Origin of the sequence: Pseudomonas sp. 313 (assembly GCF_000316965.1) — a bacterium.
Taxonomy (GTDB): domain Bacteria; phylum Pseudomonadota; class Gammaproteobacteria; order Pseudomonadales; family Pseudomonadaceae; genus Chryseomonas; species Chryseomonas benzopyrenica.
Map to the genome: position 1 here is coordinate 1 of NZ_ANBZ01000106.1, position 19,095 is coordinate 19,095.

Consider the following 19,095-nt stretch of genomic DNA (forward strand, 5'->3'; position numbering starts at 1 on the left):
CCCTCAGCGCGATCCACGTGAGGCCTTGCTGCAGGGGCTGCGCGACCAGGGTTTTCCGGTGCTGGACCTGACCGACAACGAACTGGCCAAGCTGCACATCCGCCACACCGTGGGTGGCCATGCCATGCGGGTCGACCAGGAACAGGTGTTCCGCTTCGAATTCCCCGAGCGACCCGGGGCGCTGTTCGATTTCCTTGAAAAGCTAGGCGGCCGCTGGAACATCAGCATGTTCCACTACCGCAACCACGGCGCGGCGGACGGGCGAGTATTCGCGGCGCTGGAGGCCAGTCATGCCGAGCGGGGCGAGCTGTTGGCGACCCTGGATGCCATCGGCTATCGCTATTGGGACGAGACGGACAATCCGGCGTATCGGTTGTTTATCGGGTAAGAGTGATGGTGTTGGGCTTCGGCGCGCTCAGCGCCAACCTACGGGCAGAGTGGATCACGGCGCGGCCTTATCCACCGTTGGCATCACTGACAGTCCCGCCCGTTGGGCTTCGCTGCGCTCAGCGCCAACCTACGGGTAGGGTGGATCACGGTGCGGCCTTATCCACCGCTCGCGTCCGTGTACGTCAGTGGAAAACGCTGCGAGGTCCAACCGCCCCCTCTCCCTCTGGGAGAGGGCTGGGGTGAGGGTAGCCAGACGGCAGAAGCTAATCTGTTGGGCTTCGCTGTGCTCAGCGCCAACCTACGAGAGCGTCAATCCGCGTCATAGCGCGCACTGAAGGCCTGGACGAAGGCATTGCGCAGGATATTGAAAAAGGCCTGCAACGGGCTGATGTCCTGGTTCTTCACGCTGCCCGAGAGATCTACCCGGGTGGCGAACTGGTCGCGGGGCTGGTTCTTGAGCAGGGTCTGGGCGGTGCCGACCACGGCTTCCCAGGCGCTCTCCAGGGCGTTCTTGTTGCGGTTCTCGACGTCCTGCTGCCAGTCGAAGATGTCGACGTTCTTCATCAGCGGCTTGACGTAGCCACTGAGCTGGCCGTCCACCGCCTTGGCCTCCACCACCACGTCGCCGCTGCCGGCGCGGAAATCGAACTTGCCGTAGGCGCGGGCGAAATCATTGAGTTTGGGCAGGTCGATGTCGGTGACTCTCAGGCGGAAATCGAAGTCGGTGAAGTCCTTGAAGGGATCGAAGCGGGCGCTGGCTTCCAGGGGCGCGCTGCCGAGGACGGCGGCCTTGCCTTCGAAGTGGGCGATGCGTTCGCCCTGGGCGTCGGCAGCGTTGGTCAGGTTGTAGAGGCTGGCGTTGACATCGGTGGCCGCCAGATTCACCTGGGGCTTGGAATTGAAGTTGCGGAAGGTCACCCGCCCGTTCACCACTCGCACCTCGTCGAGGGTGATGGAGATCAGCTTGTCCACCTGGTCCTGCCAGTCGGTGCCTTCACCGGTCTGCGACTGCTCCTTGCGCGCACCGCCATCGACGAAGTTGAGTTCGGGGCGATCGAAGACGATGCGCCCGACGATGGCATGGTCCTGCCACAGCGAGCGCCAACTTATCGCGATGTCGATGGCGGGCGCCTTGAGAAAGGGCACCGGCACCTTGCCGTTGACCTTGACGATCTCCAGCCCCTCGATGCGATAGGCGCCGCGCCACCAGGCCAGGTCCACGTCGGCGATCTGGCCACGATAGTCGCCCATGTCCGCCAGCTTATCGTTGAGGTAATGGCGGATCAGCAGCGGCGCGGCCAAGTGCAGGCACAGCAGCAGGACGACCAAGCCGATGAGGAAGTAAAGAGGCAGACGCAGACGGCGGGACATGATGGCGACTCGGGGCGGACTCTTCCTCGGTCGACCCTGAGTAACGGGCCTGAGTTTCTCGTGAGTTTGCCTGGCGGGCTGACTCAGGACGCCGACATGGGCGAAAGGCTCTGCCTGGGCGGCTTGCATCCGTACCGGTCGTCGCTCCGCTGCGCCTGGTTATGAGCTACTCGAACGGCAGACGCAAAAAAGCCGGCTTGTGGCCGGCTTTCGAGGGCGGGTTGAGCTGATTTTTGGTGAGCCCGGCCCGCCCGGGTTGCCCTTGCCGGGCAGATGAAGGATGCGCTGCTGAGGCGGCGCGTGGCGGCTGGCGGTGGGCCAGAACGCCTGTCGATCAGAAGTCCAGGGTGGCGGACACCTTGAGGGTGCGCGGATCGCCCTGGGTCAGGTAACCGCCAAAGGCGGATTCCCAATAGGCCTTGTTGGCCACGTTCTCGACGTTGGCGCGCAGGGTAACGTCTTTTTGCTCGACTTTGAAGCGATAACGCGCACCAAGGTCGACGCGGGTCCAGGCCGGAATGCTCAGGTTGTTGGCCGCATCGGCGTATTGGCCGCCGGTGCGCAGCAAGCGGCCGTTGAGCGCCACCCCTGCAAGGCCTGGTACATCCCAGTCGGCGCCGAGGTTGTACTGGAAGCGCGGCACGCCGATGGCGCGATTGCCGTCGTTGCTGCCGTTCTGGGTGCCCTTGAGTTCGGTGTCCATGAAGGTGGCGCCCGCCAGCAGACGCAGTCCCAGCAGGGGTTCGCCGAAGACGTTCAGCTCGAGGCCACGGTTTTCCTGTTCACCGTCGCGAATGTAGCGATTGCCTTGGGAGTAGCCGTCCGCTGGTTGTTCGATGCGGTAAACACCCAGGGTTGCTCCGAAGGTACCCTGGTCGTACTTGATACCGGCCTCGGTCTGCTTGGAGCGCGCCGGCGAAAACACCTGGCCGGCGTTCAGCAGCGGGGTGCTGCCATTCCGGGTAGGCGCGGTCGGCCCTTGCGCCAGGCCCTCGATGCGGTTGGCGTACAGCGAGACCTCGTCAGTCAGCTTGTAGACGACGCCATAGATCGGGGTGGTGATGGATTGGTCGTACTTGGAGTTACGGGGGCCGTCGCCATAGGCATAGCCTTCGACCAGTAAGGATTGGCGACGAACGCCCAACGTGGTCAACAGGCGATCATCGAAGAAGCCCAAAGTGTCGGACAGCGCGAGGCTCTGGTTGGTGGTCTTGCCGGTGGTGCTCGGATCGTGCAGATCCCCCCCTATGAATTGACCGAATCGCGGATAGGCAACAGCTACTGGGTGGTCCAGATTGCTCGCGCCCGCAGGGAAGGCGAAGTCGTAGGCGTTCTTCTGCTCCGTCCAGATACTGGACGCGCCCAGGGCGATCTGGTGGCTGACGGGGCCGGTCTGCAGGCTGCCATTCAGGCCGGTCATGACGGTGCGGGAGTCGTCATCGTGGGGGATCTTCGACCCGCCGATGGTGAGATTGCCCGCCTCATCATTCAGGGTGGCGCTGCCGTAGGTCCCGTTCTCCCGGGTGTGCTTGCCGCCCATGGCGAGGTAGGCGGTCCAGCGGTCACTCAGGTCGTACTCGCCGCGCACCATGCCGAAGGTGTCTTCCAGCTGGGTACGGGTCCAGGGCGCGTTGTAGTTGGTATCGGACGAGGGGGCATGGGGCAGGCGGGTCAGGCGGCTGCCGAGCAGCAGGCTGTCGCGTCCGCCGTTGACCACCTGTTTCTGGTAGCCGAAATCGGTGGAGAGGCGAAAGCGGTCGCCCCGGTAATCCAGGCCGGCGACGAACAGCTTGGATCTCTGGCTTTCGTCATCGATGGCGGTATCGCCCTCGCGCTGCATCAGGTTGAGCCGGGCGCCGAAGCGATTGTCGGCACCGAAGCGCTGGCCGAGGTCGAGGTGCTGACCCAGGCGGCCATCAGAGGTGTAGTCGACGGTGTAGCTGCGGGTAGGTGTGTCCTGGGCGCGCTTGGGTTGCAGGTTGACCGCGCCGCCGATGCCGGAGCCGGTGGGTGTGACGCCGTTGATGAAGGCGTTGGGGCCCTTGAACACCTCGACCCGCTCCAGGGCTTCGGTGGCGATGATCTGCCGCGGCATGACGCCATAGAGGTTGTTGAAGGAGATGTCATCGCCGGTCAGCTTGTAGCCGCGGATAACGAAGTTCTGCGACTGGTTGGCATAGCCGCTGTACTGGCGCACCGAGGCGTCGTTGCTCAGCACCTCGCCGATGGTCTGGGCCTGCTGGTCCTGGATCAGCTTGGCGGTGTAGCTGGTGACGCTGAAGGGCACGCTCATGTTGTCCTGATTGCCCAGCACGCCCAGCTTGCCCCCGGTCGCCACCTGGCCACCGGTGTAGGCGGGCGGCGGAGCGTCCTTGGGCGCCTCGGTGGCAGTCACCGTGGTGGAGTCCAGTTGCACGGTGTCGCCGTTGGTTTGCGCCAGGGCGGGCGCGCCGGTGACGGCGCTCAGGGCGGCGATGGCCAGGACGAGGGGCGAGAACGGGAAGACAAAGCGCGAGCGAGCCATGACGAGCGAATCCTGTATTGACGGCCGGGGGCTCGAAGTCGCTGCCAGGACGACAGGATCACGAGTGGGAAGCGATCCTATTCGGTTATGATAACTGTTATCGTTAATTCGGATGAGCGTCATCTTTGCGCCGACTAACGCTAGCGCGATAACCTTTTCTGCAGCGGCAATGGATGCCGTCGGCCACGTGGCGAGCGGGCACAAAAAAGCCCGGCGAACCGGGCTTTTCGACAGCGGCGTGGATCAGCCCTTGTAGGCGGCCACGGCCTTGGTGATCTCGGCGCGGGCGGCGTCGGCGTCGCCCCAGCCTTCGACCTTGACCCACTTGCCCTTCTCCAGATCCTTGTAGTTCTCGAAGAAGTGCTTGATCTGTTCCAGCAGCAGGGCCGGCAGGTCGGTGTATTCCTTCACGTCCTTGTACAGGACGCTCAGCTTGTCGTGGGGGACGGCGATCAGCTTGGCGTCACCGCCGGCTTCGTCGGTCATGTGCAGCACGCCGACCGGACGGGCGCGGATCACGGCGCCGGGAGCGACCGGGTAGGGAGTCACGACCAGCACGTCCAGGGGGTCGCCATCGTCGGCCAGGGTGTTGGGGATGTAGCCGTAGTTGGCCGGGTAGAACATGGGGGTGGCCATGAAACGGTCGACGAAGAGGGCGTCGCTGTCCTTGTCGATCTCGTATTTGATCGGCGCGTGGTTGGCCGGAATCTCGATGGCGACGTAGATGTCGTTCGGCAGGTCTTTGCCGGCGGGAATCTTGCTGTAGCTCATGAACGGGTCCCTCTGGTCGGTTGGGAAAAGTGGCCGGGAGTATAGGCGCTTTCAGATCGGGGTTCGAGCCTCGGACCCCGGGGGTGTCGGCTGTGGCACGCTCGCCAGGCTGGCGGCGAGACGCTGGCGCGGATCCTGGCGGAACAGCTGCTGCAGCTGCTCGTACACCGCTGGATAGTGCTCGCTGAGCAGGTCGGGGGCGCTGAAGAAGTACTCGCAGGCGACGGCGAAGAATTCCTCGGGGCTTTCCGCCGCATAGGGGTCGAGGACAGTCTGCGCATCCGGATCGGCATCGAGCTGGCGATTGAGGTCGTCGTAGGCGCTCTGCAAGGCGCTGGTCCAGGCGGCCTGGGGCATGTCCTCGTGCAGCGGCGGCTGGCCATTGCACAGGCCACCGGCGAGCAGGTCGATGAGGTGGGCGAATTCGTGGATGACCAGATTGTAGGCCTCCCAGCCGCCACTGGCCTGGATGCCGGGCCAGGCCAGCACCACCTGGCCGCGATCCCAGGCTTCGCCGTCGCGTTCCTCGTCCCACTCGTGTTCCAGGCCACCTTCGTCGCGATGGCGCTGCGGACTGACGAAGGCGTCCGGGTAGACGACGATCTCGCGGACATTGGGATAGAGCGCCGCTTCCGGCAGGTGCAGCAGCGGCAGCAGGGCCTGGGCGGCCAGCAGCAGGCGGTCGCCGTCGTCCAGTTCAAGACCCTGGAGCAGGGTGAGGCGCTTCTCGGCGAGAAACAGCACGCAGTGCTCGCGGAGCCAGGTGTCCTCGGCGGCACTCAGGCCATCGAGGAGCGGCAGGCGCTGACGCAGGCGCGCCCAGAGTTCATCGGCGATGGCGACCCGCTCCAGCAGGCGCCGCTCGCGCCAGGCGCGCCAGAAGCCCAAGGGCTCAGACTCCGCTCTGGACTGCGGCGCGCCGGCTCTTGATCAGGCCGAGGATCATCGGCAGCAGGGAGATGCCGATGATGGCCAGCACCATCAGGGTGAGATTCTGCTTGATGAAGGGCACGTTGCCGAAGAAGTAGCCCAGACTCACCAGACCGCCGACCCAGAGCAGCGAGCCGAGCACGCTGTAGCCGAGAAAGTAGGGGTAGTGCATGCGCCCGACCCCGGCGACGAAGGGGGCGAAGGTACGGATGATGGGCAGGAAGCGCGCCAGGGTGATGGTCTTGCCGCCGTGGTGCTCGTAGAAGGCCTGGGTGCGCAGCAGGTAGTCGCGGCGGAACACCTTGGAGTGGGGATTGCTGAACAGCTTGTCGCCGGCGAAGCGGCCGATCAGGTAATTGGTGCTGTCGCCCGTCACCGCAGCGAACATCAGCAGGCCGGCCAGCAGATAGGGGTCCATGTCGCCCAGAGCGGATAAAGCGCCGGCGATGAACAACAGGGAGTCGCCAGGCAGGAAGGGCATGACCACCAGACCTGTCTCGCAAAAGATCACGGCGAAGAGGATGACGTAGATCCAGGTACCGTACTGGGCTACCAACCCGCTGAGATAGACGTCGAGGTGCAGGATCAGATCGATCGGGTTGAATTCCATGGAGCGTGCCTACCGTGGTTGCGAGGGTCCGACGGCGATTATAAAGGCAGCCGGGACCGGGTTTTGTGGCCTGGTCGAGATCGGCGCCGGGAAAAAACGCCAGCCGCTCAGAGGTCACGGTAGGGCAAAGGTTCAGTCCCGCGCCTAGATGGGCACGGGACTGTTGGACCGGTTCTCAGCCCAGCGCCATGTCGATCACCACCCGACCCTCGATGCCGCCTTCATGCATGCGGGCGAAGATGTCGTTGATGTTCTCCAGCGGCTCGGCGCTCACCGTGGCCTTGACCTTGCCTTCGCCGGCGAAGTCCAGCGCCTCCTGCAGGTCCAGGCGAGTGCCGACGATGGAGCCCCGTACCGTGGTGCCATTGAGCACCATGTCGAAGATCGACAGCGGGAAGTCACCCGGCGGCAGGCCGTTGAGGGCGATGGTGCCACCGCGACGGGTCATGCCGATGGCCTGTTCGAAGGCCTTGGGCGAAACCGCCGTGACCAGAGCGCCGTGGGCACCGCCGATCTCCTGCTTCAGGTAGGCCGCCGGATCCTGCTCGCGGGCGTTGACCGTGACCTCGGCGCCCAGCCGGCGGGCGAGGTCGAGCTTCCGGTCGTCCACATCCACCGCCGCCACGTTTAGGCCCATGGCCCGGGCGTACTGCACCGCCATGTGGCCCAGCCCGCCGATGCCGGAGATCACCACCCAGTTGCCCGGCTTGGTGTCGGTCATCTTCAGGCCCTTGTAGACGGTGACCCCGGCGCAGAGGATGGGCGCGATCTCGACGAAGCCGACGTTATCCGGCAGCCGGCCGACGTAGCCGGCATCGGCCAGGGTGTATTCGGCGAAGCCGCCATTCACCGAGTAGCCGGTGTTCTGCTGGGATTCGCAGAGCGTTTCCCAGCCGCCCAGGCAATGCTCGCAATGGCCGCAGGTGGAATACAGCCAGGGCACCCCGACTCGGTCGCCTTCCTTGACATGGGTGACCCCGGCGCCCACCGCCACCACATGACCGACGCCTTCGTGACCGGGGATGAAGGGCGGATTGGGCTTGACCGGCCAGTCGCCCTGGGCGGCATGCAGATCGGTGTGGCAGACGCCACTGGCGGCGATCTTGACCAGTACCTGGCCGGCGCCTGGGGTAGGTACCTCGACTTCGCGGAATTCCAGGGGTTTGCCAAAGGCGGTGACGACAGCGGCTTTCATTGTTTTAGGCATGACGAGTCCCTCATGGATGCATGATGCGTGGATGAAGCCAGACGGGGCCTGCGCCGGGACGCACCTGTCCACCGCGGGCGGCCGTTGCCTCTAGCGTCGGCCACCCACGGGGAGCGGGTGTTGATCCAGGTCAGGCGGGAGGCGCGCCCCTACTTCCTGCTGAGGCGCGCCATCCAGGCGTCGGCACCGATCACGAACTGCCGCGCTTCGGCCAAACTGCGTTGGAAATAGCCTCGGAATGCTCATTTACGCTGAGTAAACTGCGCTTCCTTGCCTATTTCCGCCTTGTTTGGCTCTAGCGCACCAGCCCGTGATTCGGCACCTAAAAGAAGCCCAGCGGATTGATGTCGTAGCTGACCAGCAGGTTCTTGGTCTGCTGGTAGTGGTCGAGCATCATCTTGTGGGTTTCACGGCCGACGCCGGATTTCTTGTAGCCGCCGAAGGCAGCGTGGGCGGGATAGAGGTGGTAGCAGTTGGTCCAGACGCGACCGGCCTTGATGCCGCGGCCCATGCGGTAGGCGCGATTGATGTCGCGGGTCCAGACGCCGGCGCCGAGTCCGAACTCGGTGTCGTTGGCGATGGCCAGGGCCTCGGCTTCGTCCTTGAAGGTGGTGACGCCGATCACCGGACCGAAGATCTCTTCCTGGAAGACGCGCATCTTGTTGTGACCCTTGAGCAGGGTCGGCTGGATGTAATAGCCGCTGGCCAGGTCGCCCTGCAGCTTCTCGACGTTGCCGCCGGTGAGAAATTCGGCGCCTTCCTCACGGGCGATCTCCAGGTAGGAGACGATCTTCTCGAATTGCTGCTGGGAAGCCTGGGCGCCGACCATGGTCTCGGTATCCAGCGGATCGCCACGCTTGATCTGGGCGATCTTCTTCATCACCGCTTCCATGAAGGGGGCGTAGATGGATTCCTGCACCAGGGCGCGGGACGGGCAGGTGCAGACCTCGCCCTGGTTGAAGAAGCCCAGCACCAGACCCTCGGCGGCCTTCTCGATGAAGCTCGGTTCGGCCTGCATGATGTCTTCGAAGTAGATGTTGGGCGACTTGCCGCCCAGCTCCACGGTGCTCGGAATGATGTTCTTGGCCGCGCAGGAGAGGATATGCGAACCCACCGGGGTGGAGCCAGTAAAGGCGATCTTGGCGATGCGGGTGCTGGTGGCCAGGGCCTCGCCGGCCTCCTTGCCATAGCCCTGCACCACGTTGAGCACGCCGGGCGGCAGCAGGTCGCCGACCAGTTCGACGAACAGGGTGATGGACAGCGGGGTCTGCTCGGCGGGCTTGAGCACCACGCAGTTGCCGGCGGCCAGCGCCGGGGCCAGCTTCCAGGCGGCCATCAACAGCGGGAAGTTCCAGGGGATGATCTGGCCGACCACGCCCAATGGCTCGTGGAAGTGATAGCTGGCGGTGTTGTCGTTGATCTCGGCGGCGCTGCCTTCCTGGGCGCGGATGCAGCCGGCGAAGTAGCGGAAGTGGTCGGCGGCCAGGGGCACGTCGGCGTTGAGCGTCTCACGCACCGCCTTGCCGTTGTCCCAGGTCTCGGCGACGGCCAGTTTTTCCAGGTTCTGTTCGATGCGGTCGGCGATCTTGAGCAGGATCAGCGAGCGGTCCTGCACCGAGGTGCGGCCCCAGGCATCGGCGGCGGCGTGGGCGGCGTCCAGGGCGCGTTCGATGTCGGCGGCGTCGGAACGGGGGAATTCACCGATCACCGAGCCGTTCACCGGGGAGGTGTTGGTGAAGTACTGGCCTTTCACCGGGGCGACGAATTCGCCGCCGATGTAGTTGCCGTAGCGGGCCTGCAGGGTGAGCAGGGCGTCTTGGGTGCCGGGAGCTGCGTAGCGCATGGTGGGTCTCCTGTTTGTTCTTGTATGAAGCGGCGCTCCGATCCTGAGCAAGGCGCGGGCCAAGTCAGGCGAACCCGCATGGATGCGGCTTTGCGGGCTTTTCCAGGGAGTGCCGTCACCTGTCACTGTGACAGAGGTGTCACCCCTTGGCGTGACAGCCTGTCACCTGGGGGTGACAGCGTGCGCAGTCCGACCGATTTGGCCTATGCTGGAGGCCGCGCAGACGCCCCGCGGAGGACAACAACAATGGCCGCCACCCCGTCCGATCGTCATGCGAGCCAGGTGCTCGAACTCGCCCGCGGCGCCGTCCTCGATGGCCCGGCCAGCGATCCGGCCATTGCCCGCTCCTGGCGGCGCTGTCTCGACGAACACCAGCTGGACCCGGCCGCGCCGGTAGCACCCTGGGTGCTGGAGCGCGCCCGCTTCGACGAGCACCGCCAGCGCCAGCAGCGAGTGCTGCAGATCGCCCGTGGGCAGATGAATGCCCTGCACCAGCAACTAGGCGGCGCCGGCCATGCCGTGCTGCTCACCGATGCCCGCGGGCTGATCCTCGATTGCGTCACCGCCGACGCCGAGCGCGCCACCTTCCAGCAGGCCGGCCTGTGGCTGGGCGCCGACTGGAGCGAGGCCTGCGAGGGCACCAACGGCATCGGCACCTGCGTGGTGGAGCGCCAGGCGCTGACCATCCACCGCGACGAACACTTTCGCAGTCGCCATACCCAGCTGACCTGCTCGGCCAGTCCGGTCTTCGATCCGGCCGGCGAGCTGCTGGCGGTGCTGGACGTCTCCAGCGCCCGCCAGGAAGCCTCGCGCCAGGGCCAATTCCATACCATGGCGCTGGTCAATCTCTCGGCCAAGCTGATCGAGAGCTGCTATTTCCTCGACCGTTACGCCGCTGGCTACCTGCTGCGCTTCCATGCCCAGGCGGCCTATGTCGGCCTGCTCAGCGAAGGGCTGCTGGCCTTCGACGACGAGGGCCGCGTCCAGGCCGCCAACGAAACCGCGCTGATGCTGCTCGGCCTGGCGCGTAGTGCGGTGTTGGGGCAGCGGATGGAGGCCCTGTTCGAGCTACGGCTGGACGACCTGTTGGAGCGCGCCCGCCCGCACCCCAGCGCCTGCTGGGCACTGCGTGGTCGCCAGGGGCAGGGCTTCCACGGCCTGGTGCGCGGCCCTCAGGTGCGCCCGGTCACCCCGGTAGCGGTGCCCAAGACGCCCGTGCCCAGCGGTATCTGCCTGGCCGATCCGGCCCTGGCGCGGGATTTCACCCGGGCGCTCAAGGTCCTGGAGCGTGACGTGCCGGTGCTGCTGCATGGCGAGACCGGCACCGGCAAGGAAGCCTTCGCCAGCGCCCTGCACCGCGCCAGCAGCCGCGCCGGTCAGGCCTTCGTCGCGCTCAATTGCGCGGCCATTCCGGAGACGCTGATCGAAAGCGAGCTGTTCGGCTATCGTGGCGGCAGCTTCACCGGGGCGCGCAAGGAAGGTATGGCCGGCAAGCTGCAGCAGGCCGATGGCGGCATCCTCTTTCTCGACGAGATCGGCGACATGCCCCTGGCGCTGCAGACGCGTTTGCTCAGGGTGCTGGAAGAGCGCCAGGTGGTGCCCCTTGGCGGCGGCGCACCTCGCGCCCTGGACCTGCGCCTGGTCAGCGCCAGTCACCGTGATCTGGAAGCCCTGGTGGCCGCCGGCAGTTTTCGCGAAGACCTCTACTATCGCCTGCGCGGCCTGGTGGTGACCCTGCCGGCCCTGCGTGAGCGCAGTGACCGTGGCGAACTGCTCGATCTGCTGCTGGCCGAGGAGGCCCGCGGCGAGGCGATCCGTCTCGATCCGGCAGCCCGTGCCTGTCTGCTCGCCCAGCCCTGGCCTGGCAACGTCCGCCAGTTACGCACCGTGCTGCGCACCCTGGTGGCCCTGAGCGAAGACGGCCAGATCGGTCTGGACGAGCTACCCGCCGACTGCCGTGGCGCCCGGCTGCCGCTGCCGTCCAGCGCGGCGCCGGTCGACAGCGCCCGCGAGGAACTGCGTGCGGTGCTGGACGACTGCCACTGGCAGATGACTCGCGCCGCCAAGCGCCTGGGAGTGAGTCGCAACACCCTCTATCGTTGGCTGCATCAACACGGTCTGCAACGTCCGCAGGACTAACGCGCCGCCTTCTGGCAAAGATGAGCGATGCAAGGCGAGACGAACAGGCTGCCCTGGTAGGCGCCTGCCAGGGTGCGGCTGGCGACCAGGGTCCATAGCAGTGCAAGAAGCACTACCAGCACGGTGCCCAGGCCGGTAAAGAAGGGCGCCGCCAGGGCTTCCCCCAGGCGCAGGGTGGTCAGGGCATAGACACCCAGGGGAAAGGTGAAGCCCCACCAGCCCAGGTTGAAGGGCATGCCTTCACGGGCCTGGCGCTGGGTCACCAGTACGGCCAGCGCCAGCCACCAGAGCCCTAGTCCCCAGAGCAGCACCGCGCCCAACAGGCCCAGGCCTTGGGCGATCTCGCCGATTCCGGCCAGGCCATGGGCGGCAAACACTGTCGGTGCATCGGCGCCCAGTATCAGCAGGCCCAGGGCGCCGGTGGCGATCGGTCCCAACGCCAGCCAGCTCGACGCGGCCATGTTGGCCGGCGGCAGCTTGTGCAGCGCCAGGCGCAACAGCAGGATCACCAGCAGGCTCAAGGCGACCGGCACCGAATAGGCCCAGAGCACATAGCTGGCGACGAGCACCGTGAATTGCTCGCTGGTCGCCAGGTGCGGCACCAGCAGGCCGCCACTGGCGGCTGCCACCTCGGCGGCCACCACGGGCAGCAGCCAGACGGCGGTCATCTGGTCGATGCGGTGCGCCTGGCGGGTAAACATCAGATAGGGGATCAGCACCCCACAGGCCAGGGCCATGGCCGCATCCAGCCACCAGAGGCCGAGCGCCAGGGGCAGCACCGCCTCGCCCCAGCGTGGCAGGCCGAACAGCAGCAGGCCGTTGATCAGGGTCGCCAGGCCCATGGGGATGGTGCCGATGAACATCGAGACGGTGGCGTGGGCGAAGATCTCGCGGGCCTCGTGGTAGAACAGCAACCAGCGGGCGGCATAGAGCCCGGCGAACAGGCTGAACAGCAGGGCATTGAACAGCCAGAGGCCTTCAGCGAGGGCGTGCAGTCCGGACAGCGGCAGAGGAAAGGCCGCCAGGGCGAGGGCCAGGATACCGGTGCCCATGGTCACGGCGAACCAGTGGGGGGTGAACTGACGGATGACCTCCAGCGGGCGGTCGAGATGGCGGAAGGGTTTGCACCCCTGGCGCAGGGACAGGGCATCGGCAAGAGACATGGTAGGACTCCTGAAACGGAATGACCCTAGCCTAGGCAGGCAGTCTTATCATTGAAAGCGAAGTAATTTGAATAATTAATCCAAGGGGTAGATAAGCGCTGTTCTCCCGGGCGATACGGCGCCTCACCGTCAGGGCGTGGCGACGTGCCCGATCTGGTTGACGCCCGCGCCCCTGGTGTCGCCGGTTTGCTGTCCTTGAACCAGGCATCCGCGACGGCCATCGCTCCGGCCGCGCGGCCCCCCGTGCTAACCTTGCCGCCGTTCAATTTGCAGCGGAGCCCGCCTGTCATGCACATCCACATCCTCGGTATCTGCGGCACCTTCATGGGGTCGCTCGCGGTGCTGGCCAAGGAAGCCGGCCATCGCGTGACCGGCTCCGACGCCAACGTCTATCCGCCCATGAGTACCCAGCTGGAGGCCCAGGGCATCGAACTGACCCAGGGCTACGATCCGGCCCAACTCGATCCGGCCCCGGACCTGGTGGTGATCGGCAACGCCCTGTCGCGCGGCAATCCGGCGGTGGAATACGTGCTGGATAAGGGCCTGCCCTATGTCTCCGGTCCCCAGTGGTTGGCCGAGCACGTCTTGCAGGGCCGCTGGGTGCTGGCGGTCGCCGGGACCCATGGCAAGACCACCACCACCAGCATGCTGGCCTGGGTGCTGGAGCATGCCGGCATGAGCCCGGGCTTTCTCATCGGCGGGGTGCCACAGAATTTCGGCATCTCGGCGCGCCTGGGCGGCACGCCCTTCTTCGTGGTGGAAGCCGATGAATATGACAGCGCCTTCTTCGACAAGAGATCCAAGTTCGTCCACTACCGGCCGCGGACCACCATCCTCAACAACCTGGAATACGATCACGCGGACATCTTCCCGGATCTGGCAGCCATTGAGCGGCAGTTCCATCATCTGGTGCGGACCATTCCCAGCAGTGGCCTGGTCATCCATCCCGCCGCCGAAACGGCCCTGGCACGGGTGCTGCAGATGGGTTGCTGGACCCCGGTGCAGACCACCGGCGCAGGTGGCCAATGGCAGGCCCGCCTGCTGGCCGAGGACGGTTCGCGCTTCGAGGTACTGTTCGACGGCGAGGTCCAGGGCACCGTGAACTGGGAGCTGACCGGCCAGCACAACGTGGCCAATGCCCTGGCCACCCTGGCGGCGGCTCGTCATGTCGGGGTGGTGCCAAGCATGGGCGTCGCCGCCCTGAGCGAGTTCCGCAGTGTGAAGCGGCGTATGGAGAAGGTCGCCGAGGTGCGCGGCGTGACCGTCTACGACGACTTCGCCCACCATCCCACCGCTATCGCCACCACCCTGCAGGGGTTGCGCGCCCGGGTTGGCAGCGAGCGGATCATCGCCGTCATAGAGCCGCGCTCCAATTCCATGAAACTGGGCGCCCACCGCGACGGCCTGCCGGCCAGTGTTACCGGGGCCGACAGCGTGGTCTGGTATGCCCCGCCGAATCTGGGCTGGGACCTGGCCGGAACGGCCGAGGCCTGCGCCGTTCCGGCCGTGGTCTGCGACTCCCTGGAGGCCATCATCGAGCGCGTCAAGGCGGAACTGGACGGCTCCACCCATGTGGTGATCATGAGCAACGGCGGTTTCGGCGGTCTGCACGGCAAGCTGGCCGCGGCCCTGGAGCAGGCATGATGGCCGGCCCGGAACGCATCACCCTGGCACTGACCGGCGCCTCCGGCTCCCAGTACGGCCTGCGCCTGCTGGACTGCCTGGTGCAGGAGGAACGCGAGGTGCACTTCCTCATCTCCAAGGCCGCGCAACTGGTGATGGCCACCGAGACCGACGTGGTGCTGCCACCCAAGCCCCAGGCCATGCAGGCCTTTCTCACCGAATACACCGGCGCGGCCCCCGGCCAGGTACGGGTGTTCGGCCAGAGCGACTGGATGGCACCGCCGGCGTCCGGCTCCAGCGCCCCGGCGGCCATGGTGGTCTGCCCCTGTTCCACCGGCACCCTCTCGGCCATCGCCACCGGCGCCAGCAACAACCTCATCGAACGCGCCGCCGATGTGGCCCTCAAGGAACGCCGTCAGCTGGTGCTGGTGCCGCGTGAGTCACCGTTCTCCAGCATCCATCTGGAGAATATGCTCAAACTGTCCAACCTGGGGGTGACCATCCTGCCGGCCTCGCCGGGCTTCTACCACCAGCCGCAGACCCTCGACGACCTGGTGGACTTCGTGGTGGCACGCATCCTCAACACCCTGGGCATCCCCCAGGACATGCTGCCGCGCTGGGGCGAACATCACCTGTCCGGCAACGATGACTAGAATCGTGCGTCTCGGCCTGCTACTGACGGCCGTCCTGGCCCTTGGCGGCTGCGCTACGGTGCGTACCCTGGACGCCGCCAAGCCCGGCGCGCCGGTGGTCTATGCCGGTACCCGGCTGGATCTCTATGCGCTGCAGGGCGGCTGCTGCGCCCAGGAGCGCTTTGGCGCCGAGGCGCCGGCCTGGCCGGCGCTGGACCTGCCCGCCAGCGCCCTGCTCGATACCCTGCTGCTGCCGCTGTCCCTGCCGGCCGCTATCGGTGGGCGGGGCAGCGTGCGTGGCGGCCTCTAGAACGCCGCCAGCAACTCGCCAAGCCTGGCCATGGCCGCCTCGCTGCGCGCGTCCCAGGGATGACCGCAATTGAGCCTGATGCAGTTTCGAAAACCCTGCTGCGCGGAAAAGATTGGTCCCGGCGCCAGGCTGATGCCCTCGGCCAGGGCCTGGCGATAGAGCGCCAGACTGTCCACCCGCTCGGGGAGTTCGAACCAGAGAAAGTAACCGCCCTGGGGCCGGCTGACGTGGGTGTCGGCGGGAAAGTAGCGCCGCGCCGCGGTCAGCATGGCCTGGCGTTGCCGATCGAGACTCAGCCGCAGGCGGCGCAGATGGCGATCGTAGCCGCCGTGCTGCAGGTAGTCCGCCAGGGCGGCCTGGGCCGGCATCGAGGGGGTGATGGTGGTCATCAGCCGCAGCCGGGCGACGGCACCGGCCTGACGGCCAGCGGCGATCCAGCCGATGCGATAGCCGGGCGCCAGGCACTTGGAAAAGGAGCCGCAGTGCAGCACCAGGCCGTCACGGTCGAAGCGCTTGACCGGGCGGTGCGGTTCGCTGCCGCTGTAGAGCTCGGCATAGACGTCGTCTTCCAGCAGCGGCACCTGATGGCGTTGCAGCAGGCCATAGAGTCGCTGCTGGGCGCGGTCGTCGAGACTGACCCCGGTGGGATTCTGCAGGCCGCTCATGAACCAGCAGGCCTTGATCGGCAGGCGGCTCAGGGCCTCTTCCAGGGCATCCAGATTGAGGCCGCGCTCGGGGTCGACGGGAATCTCCACCGCCTTGAGCTGTAGCCGCTCCAATACCTGCAGACTGGCGTAGAAGGCCGGGCTTTCCACCGCCACCAGATCGCCGGGACGGGTCAGGCTCTGCAGGCCCAGGTTGAGGGCTTCCAGGGCACCGTGGGTGATCACCAGCTCTTCGCCGACCTCGGGCATGCCGGCCAGGCCGTAGCGCCGGGCGATCTGCCGCCGCAATTCGGGATGACCGGGGGTGACGTAGGCGGTGAGGTCCTGGGCGGGCAGGTCGCGCAGGCCGTGGGCCATGCTGCGGGCCAGCCGCGCCAGGGGAAACAGATCGGGACTGGGAAAGGCCGAGCCGAAGGGCACGATGTCCGGGTCCTGCAGTGACTGCAGCACCGAATAGACCAGATCGCTCACCGCCACCTCGGTGCCTTCCAGAGGGGTCAGCAAGGGCGCCGCGTCCCGCGCCCGAGCCGGTTCGCGGACGAAGTAGCCGGATCGCTCGCGCGCCTCGATCAGGCCGCGACTCTCCAGCAGGTAATAGGCCTGGAACACCGTGGAGGGGCTGATGCCGTGGGTCTGACTGGCGCTGCGCACCGACGGCAGGCGCTCGCCGGGGGCGAGGACGCCGCTGTTCATCAGGGTGGCGAGCTGGTCGGCGAATCGTTCGTAGCGCTTCATGCGAGGCCAGGGCAGGGGAGACCGTCACTATAGCGAGGCACCGGCCATCTGATCCGGTTTTTCATATGTCTACCTGCTGCTGTAACGCGAGCGCCTTGGGGCCTAAGCTTTATCCATCCCTTTCTGGCATCTCTCGGAGGCAGCCATGGACGATGGTATCTTCATGATTCTTTTCAGCCTGCTCGCACTCATCCTGCTTGGCGGCGGCTACTACGCCTGCGTCGTCTTGAACAAGGATCGGCGCGACGTCGAAAAGCACGATCAGCTGCGCTGATCGCCCACCTCGCAGACATCCACCCAGCGCGCCTCGCTGAGGGCGGCCAGCCGCTCGGGCGTGAGGCGCACGGCGCTGTGGATGGCGCCCGCGGCGGGTAGTACCTCGTCGAAGGCCTTGAGCGATTCGTCGCAGTAGACCGGCAGCGGGGTGGTCAGTCCGAACGGGCAGACGCCACCTACTGGATGTCCGGTGAGGCCTTCCACGGTAGCGGCATCGAGCAGCTTGGCCTTGCCACCAAAGGCGGCCTTGAGCTTGCGGTTGTCCAGTCGCGCATCGCCGCGGGCCACCAGCAGCAGCTGCTGATCCCCGACTTTCAAGCCCAGGGTCTTGGCGATGCGCCCGGGCTCCACGCCATGGGCGGCTGCCGCCAGGGTGACGGTTGCGGTACTGGTGGTGGCCTCGAGGATCTCGAGGTCGGGCGCGATGCGGGCAAGGTGCTGGCGGACGGAGTCGAGGCTCATGGGCGTTCCTGTGAGGGAAAAGTCCGACTCTCGACAATCCACCGCGCCTGCGTCAAGGCTGACTCAGCACTCCACGAAGGTCACGGCCAGGCCGCCGCGGGAGGTTTCCTTGTACTTGCTGTGCATGTCCGCACCGGTTTCCTTCATGGTGCGGATCACCTGGTCGAGGGAGATGAAGTGCTCGCCGTCACCGCGCAGGGCCATCTGGGCGGCGTTGATCGCCTTGACCGCGGCGATGGCGTTGCGCTCGATGCAGGGGACCTGCACCAGGCCTCCTACCGGGTCGCAGGTCAGCCCGAGGTTGTGCTCCAGACCGATCTCGGCGGCGTTCTCCAGTTGCGCGGGGCTGGCGCCCAGCACCTCGGCCAGGCCCGCGGCGGCCATGGCGCAGGCCGAACCGACCTCGCCCTGGCAACCCACCTCGGCGCCGGAGATGGAGGCGTTCTTCTTGCACAGGATGCCGACCGCGGCGGCGGCGAGCATGAAGCGCACCACGTCGTCGTCGCAGGCGTCGGGGTTGAATTTCATGTAGTACATCAGCACCGCCGGGATGATCCCGGCCGCACCGTTGGTGGGCGCGGTGACCATGCGGCCGCCGGCGGCGTTCTCCTCGTTCACCGCCAGGGCGAAGAGGTTGACCCACTCCATGGCGGAGAGGGTCGAGCCGATGACGTTGGGCTTGCCGATGGCCTGCAGACTCTGGTGCAGACGGGCGGCGCGGCGACGCACCTTGAGGCCGCCGGGCAGGATGCCTTCGTTGGCAAGGCCGTTCTGGACGCATTCGCGCATCACGTCCCAGATGCGCAGCAGGCCGCTGCGGATCTCCTCTTCGGAGCGCCAGCGCTTCTCGTTGGCCAGCATCAGCTCGGCCACGCCCAGGCCGTGGCTGCGGCACAGGTGCAGCAGCTCGGCGCCGCTGGAGAAGTCATAGGGCAGTTCGGTGGTGTCGTTGTCCAGCACGCCGCTGGCGGCCTGGGCGGCGTCGACCACGAAGCCGCCGCCGATGGAGTAGTAGGTCGCCTCGGCCACCTCGCCGGTGGCGCCAAAGGCGGTCAGGGTCATGGCGTTGGGGTGATAGGGCAGACTCTCGTCCAGCAGCAGCATGTCTTCCTGCCAATCGAAGTGGATCGCCTGGCGACCGGCCAGCAGCAGCTGACGTTCATTGCGCAGCGCTTCGATGCGTGGCTCCACGGCGGCAGGATCGACGCGATCCGGCCACTCGCCCATCAGGCCGATCAGGGTGGCGCGGTCGGTACCATGGCCGACGCCGGTGGCCGACAGCGAGCCATAGAGGCGCACCTCGACCCGCTTGACCTGTTCGAGCAGGCCTTCGTTGACCAGCCGCTGGGCGAAGAGGGCGCCGGCCCGCATCGGGCCCACGGTATGGGAACTGGACGGACCCACGCCGATTTTGAACAGGTCGAAGACGCTGATGGCCATGTCG

Annotated in this window: 16 protein-coding genes and 1 pseudogene; 6 read left to right on the forward strand and 11 right to left on the reverse strand. The window is 66.3% G+C overall.

Annotated elements, in window-relative coordinates; genetic code table 11:
• Positions 1-388, forward strand: a pseudogene (locus tag C722_RS25355) (threonine ammonia-lyase, biosynthetic); the annotation flags it as partial.
• A 311-nt stretch (positions 389-699) separates the two neighbouring features.
• Here the strand turns inward: C722_RS25355 and C722_RS0123645 are convergent.
• The 7 genes from C722_RS0123645 to C722_RS0123675 all read right to left on the reverse strand — a co-directional run bounded on the left by C722_RS0123645 (position 700) and on the right by C722_RS0123675 (position 9,646).
• Complete coding sequence (locus C722_RS0123645) at positions 700-1,761, reverse strand: DUF748 domain-containing protein (RefSeq protein ID WP_017642867.1); 1,062 nt, start codon at positions 1,759-1,761, stop codon at positions 700-702.
• A gap of 334 nt (positions 1,762-2,095) precedes the next feature.
• The gene (locus C722_RS0123650; RefSeq protein WP_017642868.1) at positions 2,096-4,285 is read right to left on the reverse strand and encodes a TonB-dependent siderophore receptor; all 2,190 of its coding nucleotides are present in this window, start codon (positions 4,283-4,285) and stop codon (positions 2,096-2,098) included.
• 243 nt (positions 4,286-4,528) lie between these two features.
• Entirely contained in the window at positions 4,529-5,056 is a 528-nt protein-coding gene (gene ppa, locus C722_RS0123655) for an inorganic diphosphatase (RefSeq protein ID WP_007161198.1), read from the reverse strand.
• A gap of 51 nt (positions 5,057-5,107) precedes the next feature.
• Positions 5,108-5,944: a zinc-dependent peptidase gene (locus C722_RS0123660; RefSeq protein WP_017642869.1), complete on the reverse strand. Its 837-nt coding sequence runs from the start codon at positions 5,942-5,944 to the stop codon at positions 5,108-5,110.
• Between the two features lie 4 nt (positions 5,945-5,948).
• Entirely contained in the window at positions 5,949-6,596 is a 648-nt protein-coding gene (locus C722_RS0123665; RefSeq protein ID WP_017642870.1) for a DedA family protein, read from the reverse strand.
• Positions 6,597-6,771: 175 nt separating this feature from the next.
• Positions 6,772-7,803: an alcohol dehydrogenase AdhP gene (adhP, locus tag C722_RS0123670; protein ID WP_026084062.1), complete on the reverse strand. Its 1,032-nt coding sequence runs from the start codon at positions 7,801-7,803 to the stop codon at positions 6,772-6,774.
• 322 nt (positions 7,804-8,125) lie between these two features.
• Positions 8,126-9,646 carry an aldehyde dehydrogenase family protein gene (locus tag C722_RS0123675; RefSeq protein WP_017642872.1) on the reverse strand — a complete coding sequence of 507 codons (1,521 nt, stop codon included), beginning with the start codon at positions 9,644-9,646 and terminating at the stop codon, positions 8,126-8,128.
• A gap of 246 nt (positions 9,647-9,892) precedes the next feature.
• Between C722_RS0123675 and C722_RS0123680 the strand changes: the two genes are divergently transcribed.
• Complete coding sequence (locus tag C722_RS0123680; RefSeq protein ID WP_017642873.1) at positions 9,893-11,785, forward strand: sigma-54-dependent Fis family transcriptional regulator; 1,893 nt, start codon at positions 9,893-9,895, stop codon at positions 11,783-11,785.
• Here the strand turns inward: C722_RS0123680 and C722_RS0123685 are convergent.
• Positions 11,782-12,948, reverse strand: a complete 1,167-nt coding sequence (locus C722_RS0123685; RefSeq protein ID WP_017642874.1) for a C4-dicarboxylate ABC transporter — start codon at positions 12,946-12,948, stop codon at positions 11,782-11,784. The genes C722_RS0123680 and C722_RS0123685 overlap by 4 nt on opposite strands.
• Positions 12,949-13,236: 288 nt before the next feature.
• On the opposite strand from C722_RS0123685, the gene mpl reads away from it, so the two are divergent.
• The 3 genes from mpl to C722_RS0123700 are packed head-to-tail and all read left to right on the forward strand — an operon-like array spanning position 13,237 to position 15,513.
• A complete protein-coding gene (mpl, locus tag C722_RS0123690) occupies positions 13,237-14,592 on the forward strand; it encodes a UDP-N-acetylmuramate:L-alanyl-gamma-D-glutamyl-meso-diaminopimelate ligase (RefSeq protein ID WP_017642875.1) in 1,356 nt (451 codons plus the stop codon).
• Positions 14,592-15,224 (forward strand): flavin prenyltransferase UbiX, encoded by a 633-nt coding sequence (gene ubiX, locus C722_RS0123695; protein WP_026084064.1) that lies wholly within the window; start codon positions 14,592-14,594, stop codon positions 15,222-15,224. Before mpl ends, ubiX begins: the two co-directional genes overlap by 1 nt.
• Positions 15,217-15,513 carry a YceK/YidQ family lipoprotein gene (locus tag C722_RS0123700; protein ID WP_026084065.1) on the forward strand — a complete coding sequence of 99 codons (297 nt, stop codon included), beginning with the start codon at positions 15,217-15,219 and terminating at the stop codon, positions 15,511-15,513. Before ubiX ends, C722_RS0123700 begins: the two co-directional genes overlap by 8 nt.
• On the opposite strand, the gene C722_RS0123705 is transcribed toward C722_RS0123700, so the two are convergent.
• On the reverse strand, positions 15,510-16,913 hold the full coding sequence (locus C722_RS0123705) for a PLP-dependent aminotransferase family protein (RefSeq protein WP_017642878.1): 1,404 nt from the start codon (positions 16,911-16,913) through the stop codon (positions 15,510-15,512). The two genes, C722_RS0123700 and C722_RS0123705, sit on opposite strands and share 4 nt — an antisense overlap.
• A 145-nt stretch (positions 16,914-17,058) precedes the next feature.
• On the opposite strand from C722_RS0123705, the gene C722_RS26820 reads away from it, so the two are divergent.
• Entirely contained in the window at positions 17,059-17,187 is a 129-nt protein-coding gene (locus C722_RS26820) for a hypothetical protein (RefSeq protein ID WP_017642879.1), read from the forward strand.
• On the opposite strand, the gene C722_RS0123715 is transcribed toward C722_RS26820, so the two are convergent.
• Together C722_RS0123715 and C722_RS0123720 are read right to left on the reverse strand one after the other, a co-directional pair.
• Complete coding sequence (locus C722_RS0123715) at positions 17,175-17,651, reverse strand: YbaK/EbsC family protein (protein WP_017642880.1); 477 nt, start codon at positions 17,649-17,651, stop codon at positions 17,175-17,177. The two genes, C722_RS26820 and C722_RS0123715, sit on opposite strands and share 13 nt — an antisense overlap.
• Positions 17,652-17,714: 63 nt before the next feature.
• A complete protein-coding gene (locus C722_RS0123720; protein ID WP_017642881.1) occupies positions 17,715-19,091 on the reverse strand; it encodes an L-serine ammonia-lyase in 1,377 nt (458 codons plus the stop codon).
• Positions 19,092-19,095: the final 4 nt, after the last annotated feature.

Bases quoted from the DNA above. Each gene is read 5' to 3' on its own strand.
- adhP (WP_026084062.1), bottom strand. From the start codon at position 7,803: ATGCCTAAAACAATGAAAGCCGCTGTCGTCACCGCCTTTGGCAAACCC.
- C722_RS0123720 (WP_017642881.1), bottom strand. From the start codon at position 19,091: ATGGCCATCAGCGTCTTCGACCTGTTCAAAATCGGCGTGGGTCCGTCC.
- C722_RS0123645 (WP_017642867.1), bottom strand. From the start codon at position 1,761: ATGTCCCGCCGTCTGCGTCTGCCTCTTTACTTCCTCATCGGCTTGGTC.
- C722_RS0123700 (WP_026084065.1), top strand. From the start codon at position 15,217: ATGACTAGAATCGTGCGTCTCGGCCTGCTACTGACGGCCGTCCTGGCC.
- C722_RS0123715 (WP_017642880.1), bottom strand. From the start codon at position 17,651: ATGAGCCTCGACTCCGTCCGCCAGCACCTTGCCCGCATCGCGCCCGAC.
- C722_RS0123705 (WP_017642878.1), bottom strand. From the start codon at position 16,913: ATGAAGCGCTACGAACGATTCGCCGACCAGCTCGCCACCCTGATGAAC.
- mpl (WP_017642875.1), top strand. From the start codon at position 13,237: ATGCACATCCACATCCTCGGTATCTGCGGCACCTTCATGGGGTCGCTC.
- C722_RS0123665 (WP_017642870.1), bottom strand. From the start codon at position 6,596: ATGGAATTCAACCCGATCGATCTGATCCTGCACCTCGACGTCTATCTC.
- C722_RS26820 (WP_017642879.1), top strand. From the start codon at position 17,059: ATGGACGATGGTATCTTCATGATTCTTTTCAGCCTGCTCGCACTCATC.
- ppa (WP_007161198.1), bottom strand. From the start codon at position 5,056: ATGAGCTACAGCAAGATTCCCGCCGGCAAAGACCTGCCGAACGACATC.
- C722_RS0123685 (WP_017642874.1), bottom strand. From the start codon at position 12,948: ATGTCTCTTGCCGATGCCCTGTCCCTGCGCCAGGGGTGCAAACCCTTC.
- C722_RS0123680 (WP_017642873.1), top strand. From the start codon at position 9,893: ATGGCCGCCACCCCGTCCGATCGTCATGCGAGCCAGGTGCTCGAACTC.
- ubiX (WP_026084064.1), top strand. From the start codon at position 14,592: ATGGCCGGCCCGGAACGCATCACCCTGGCACTGACCGGCGCCTCCGGC.
- C722_RS0123675 (WP_017642872.1), bottom strand. From the start codon at position 9,646: ATGCGCTACGCAGCTCCCGGCACCCAAGACGCCCTGCTCACCCTGCAG.
- C722_RS0123650 (WP_017642868.1), bottom strand. From the start codon at position 4,285: ATGGCTCGCTCGCGCTTTGTCTTCCCGTTCTCGCCCCTCGTCCTGGCC.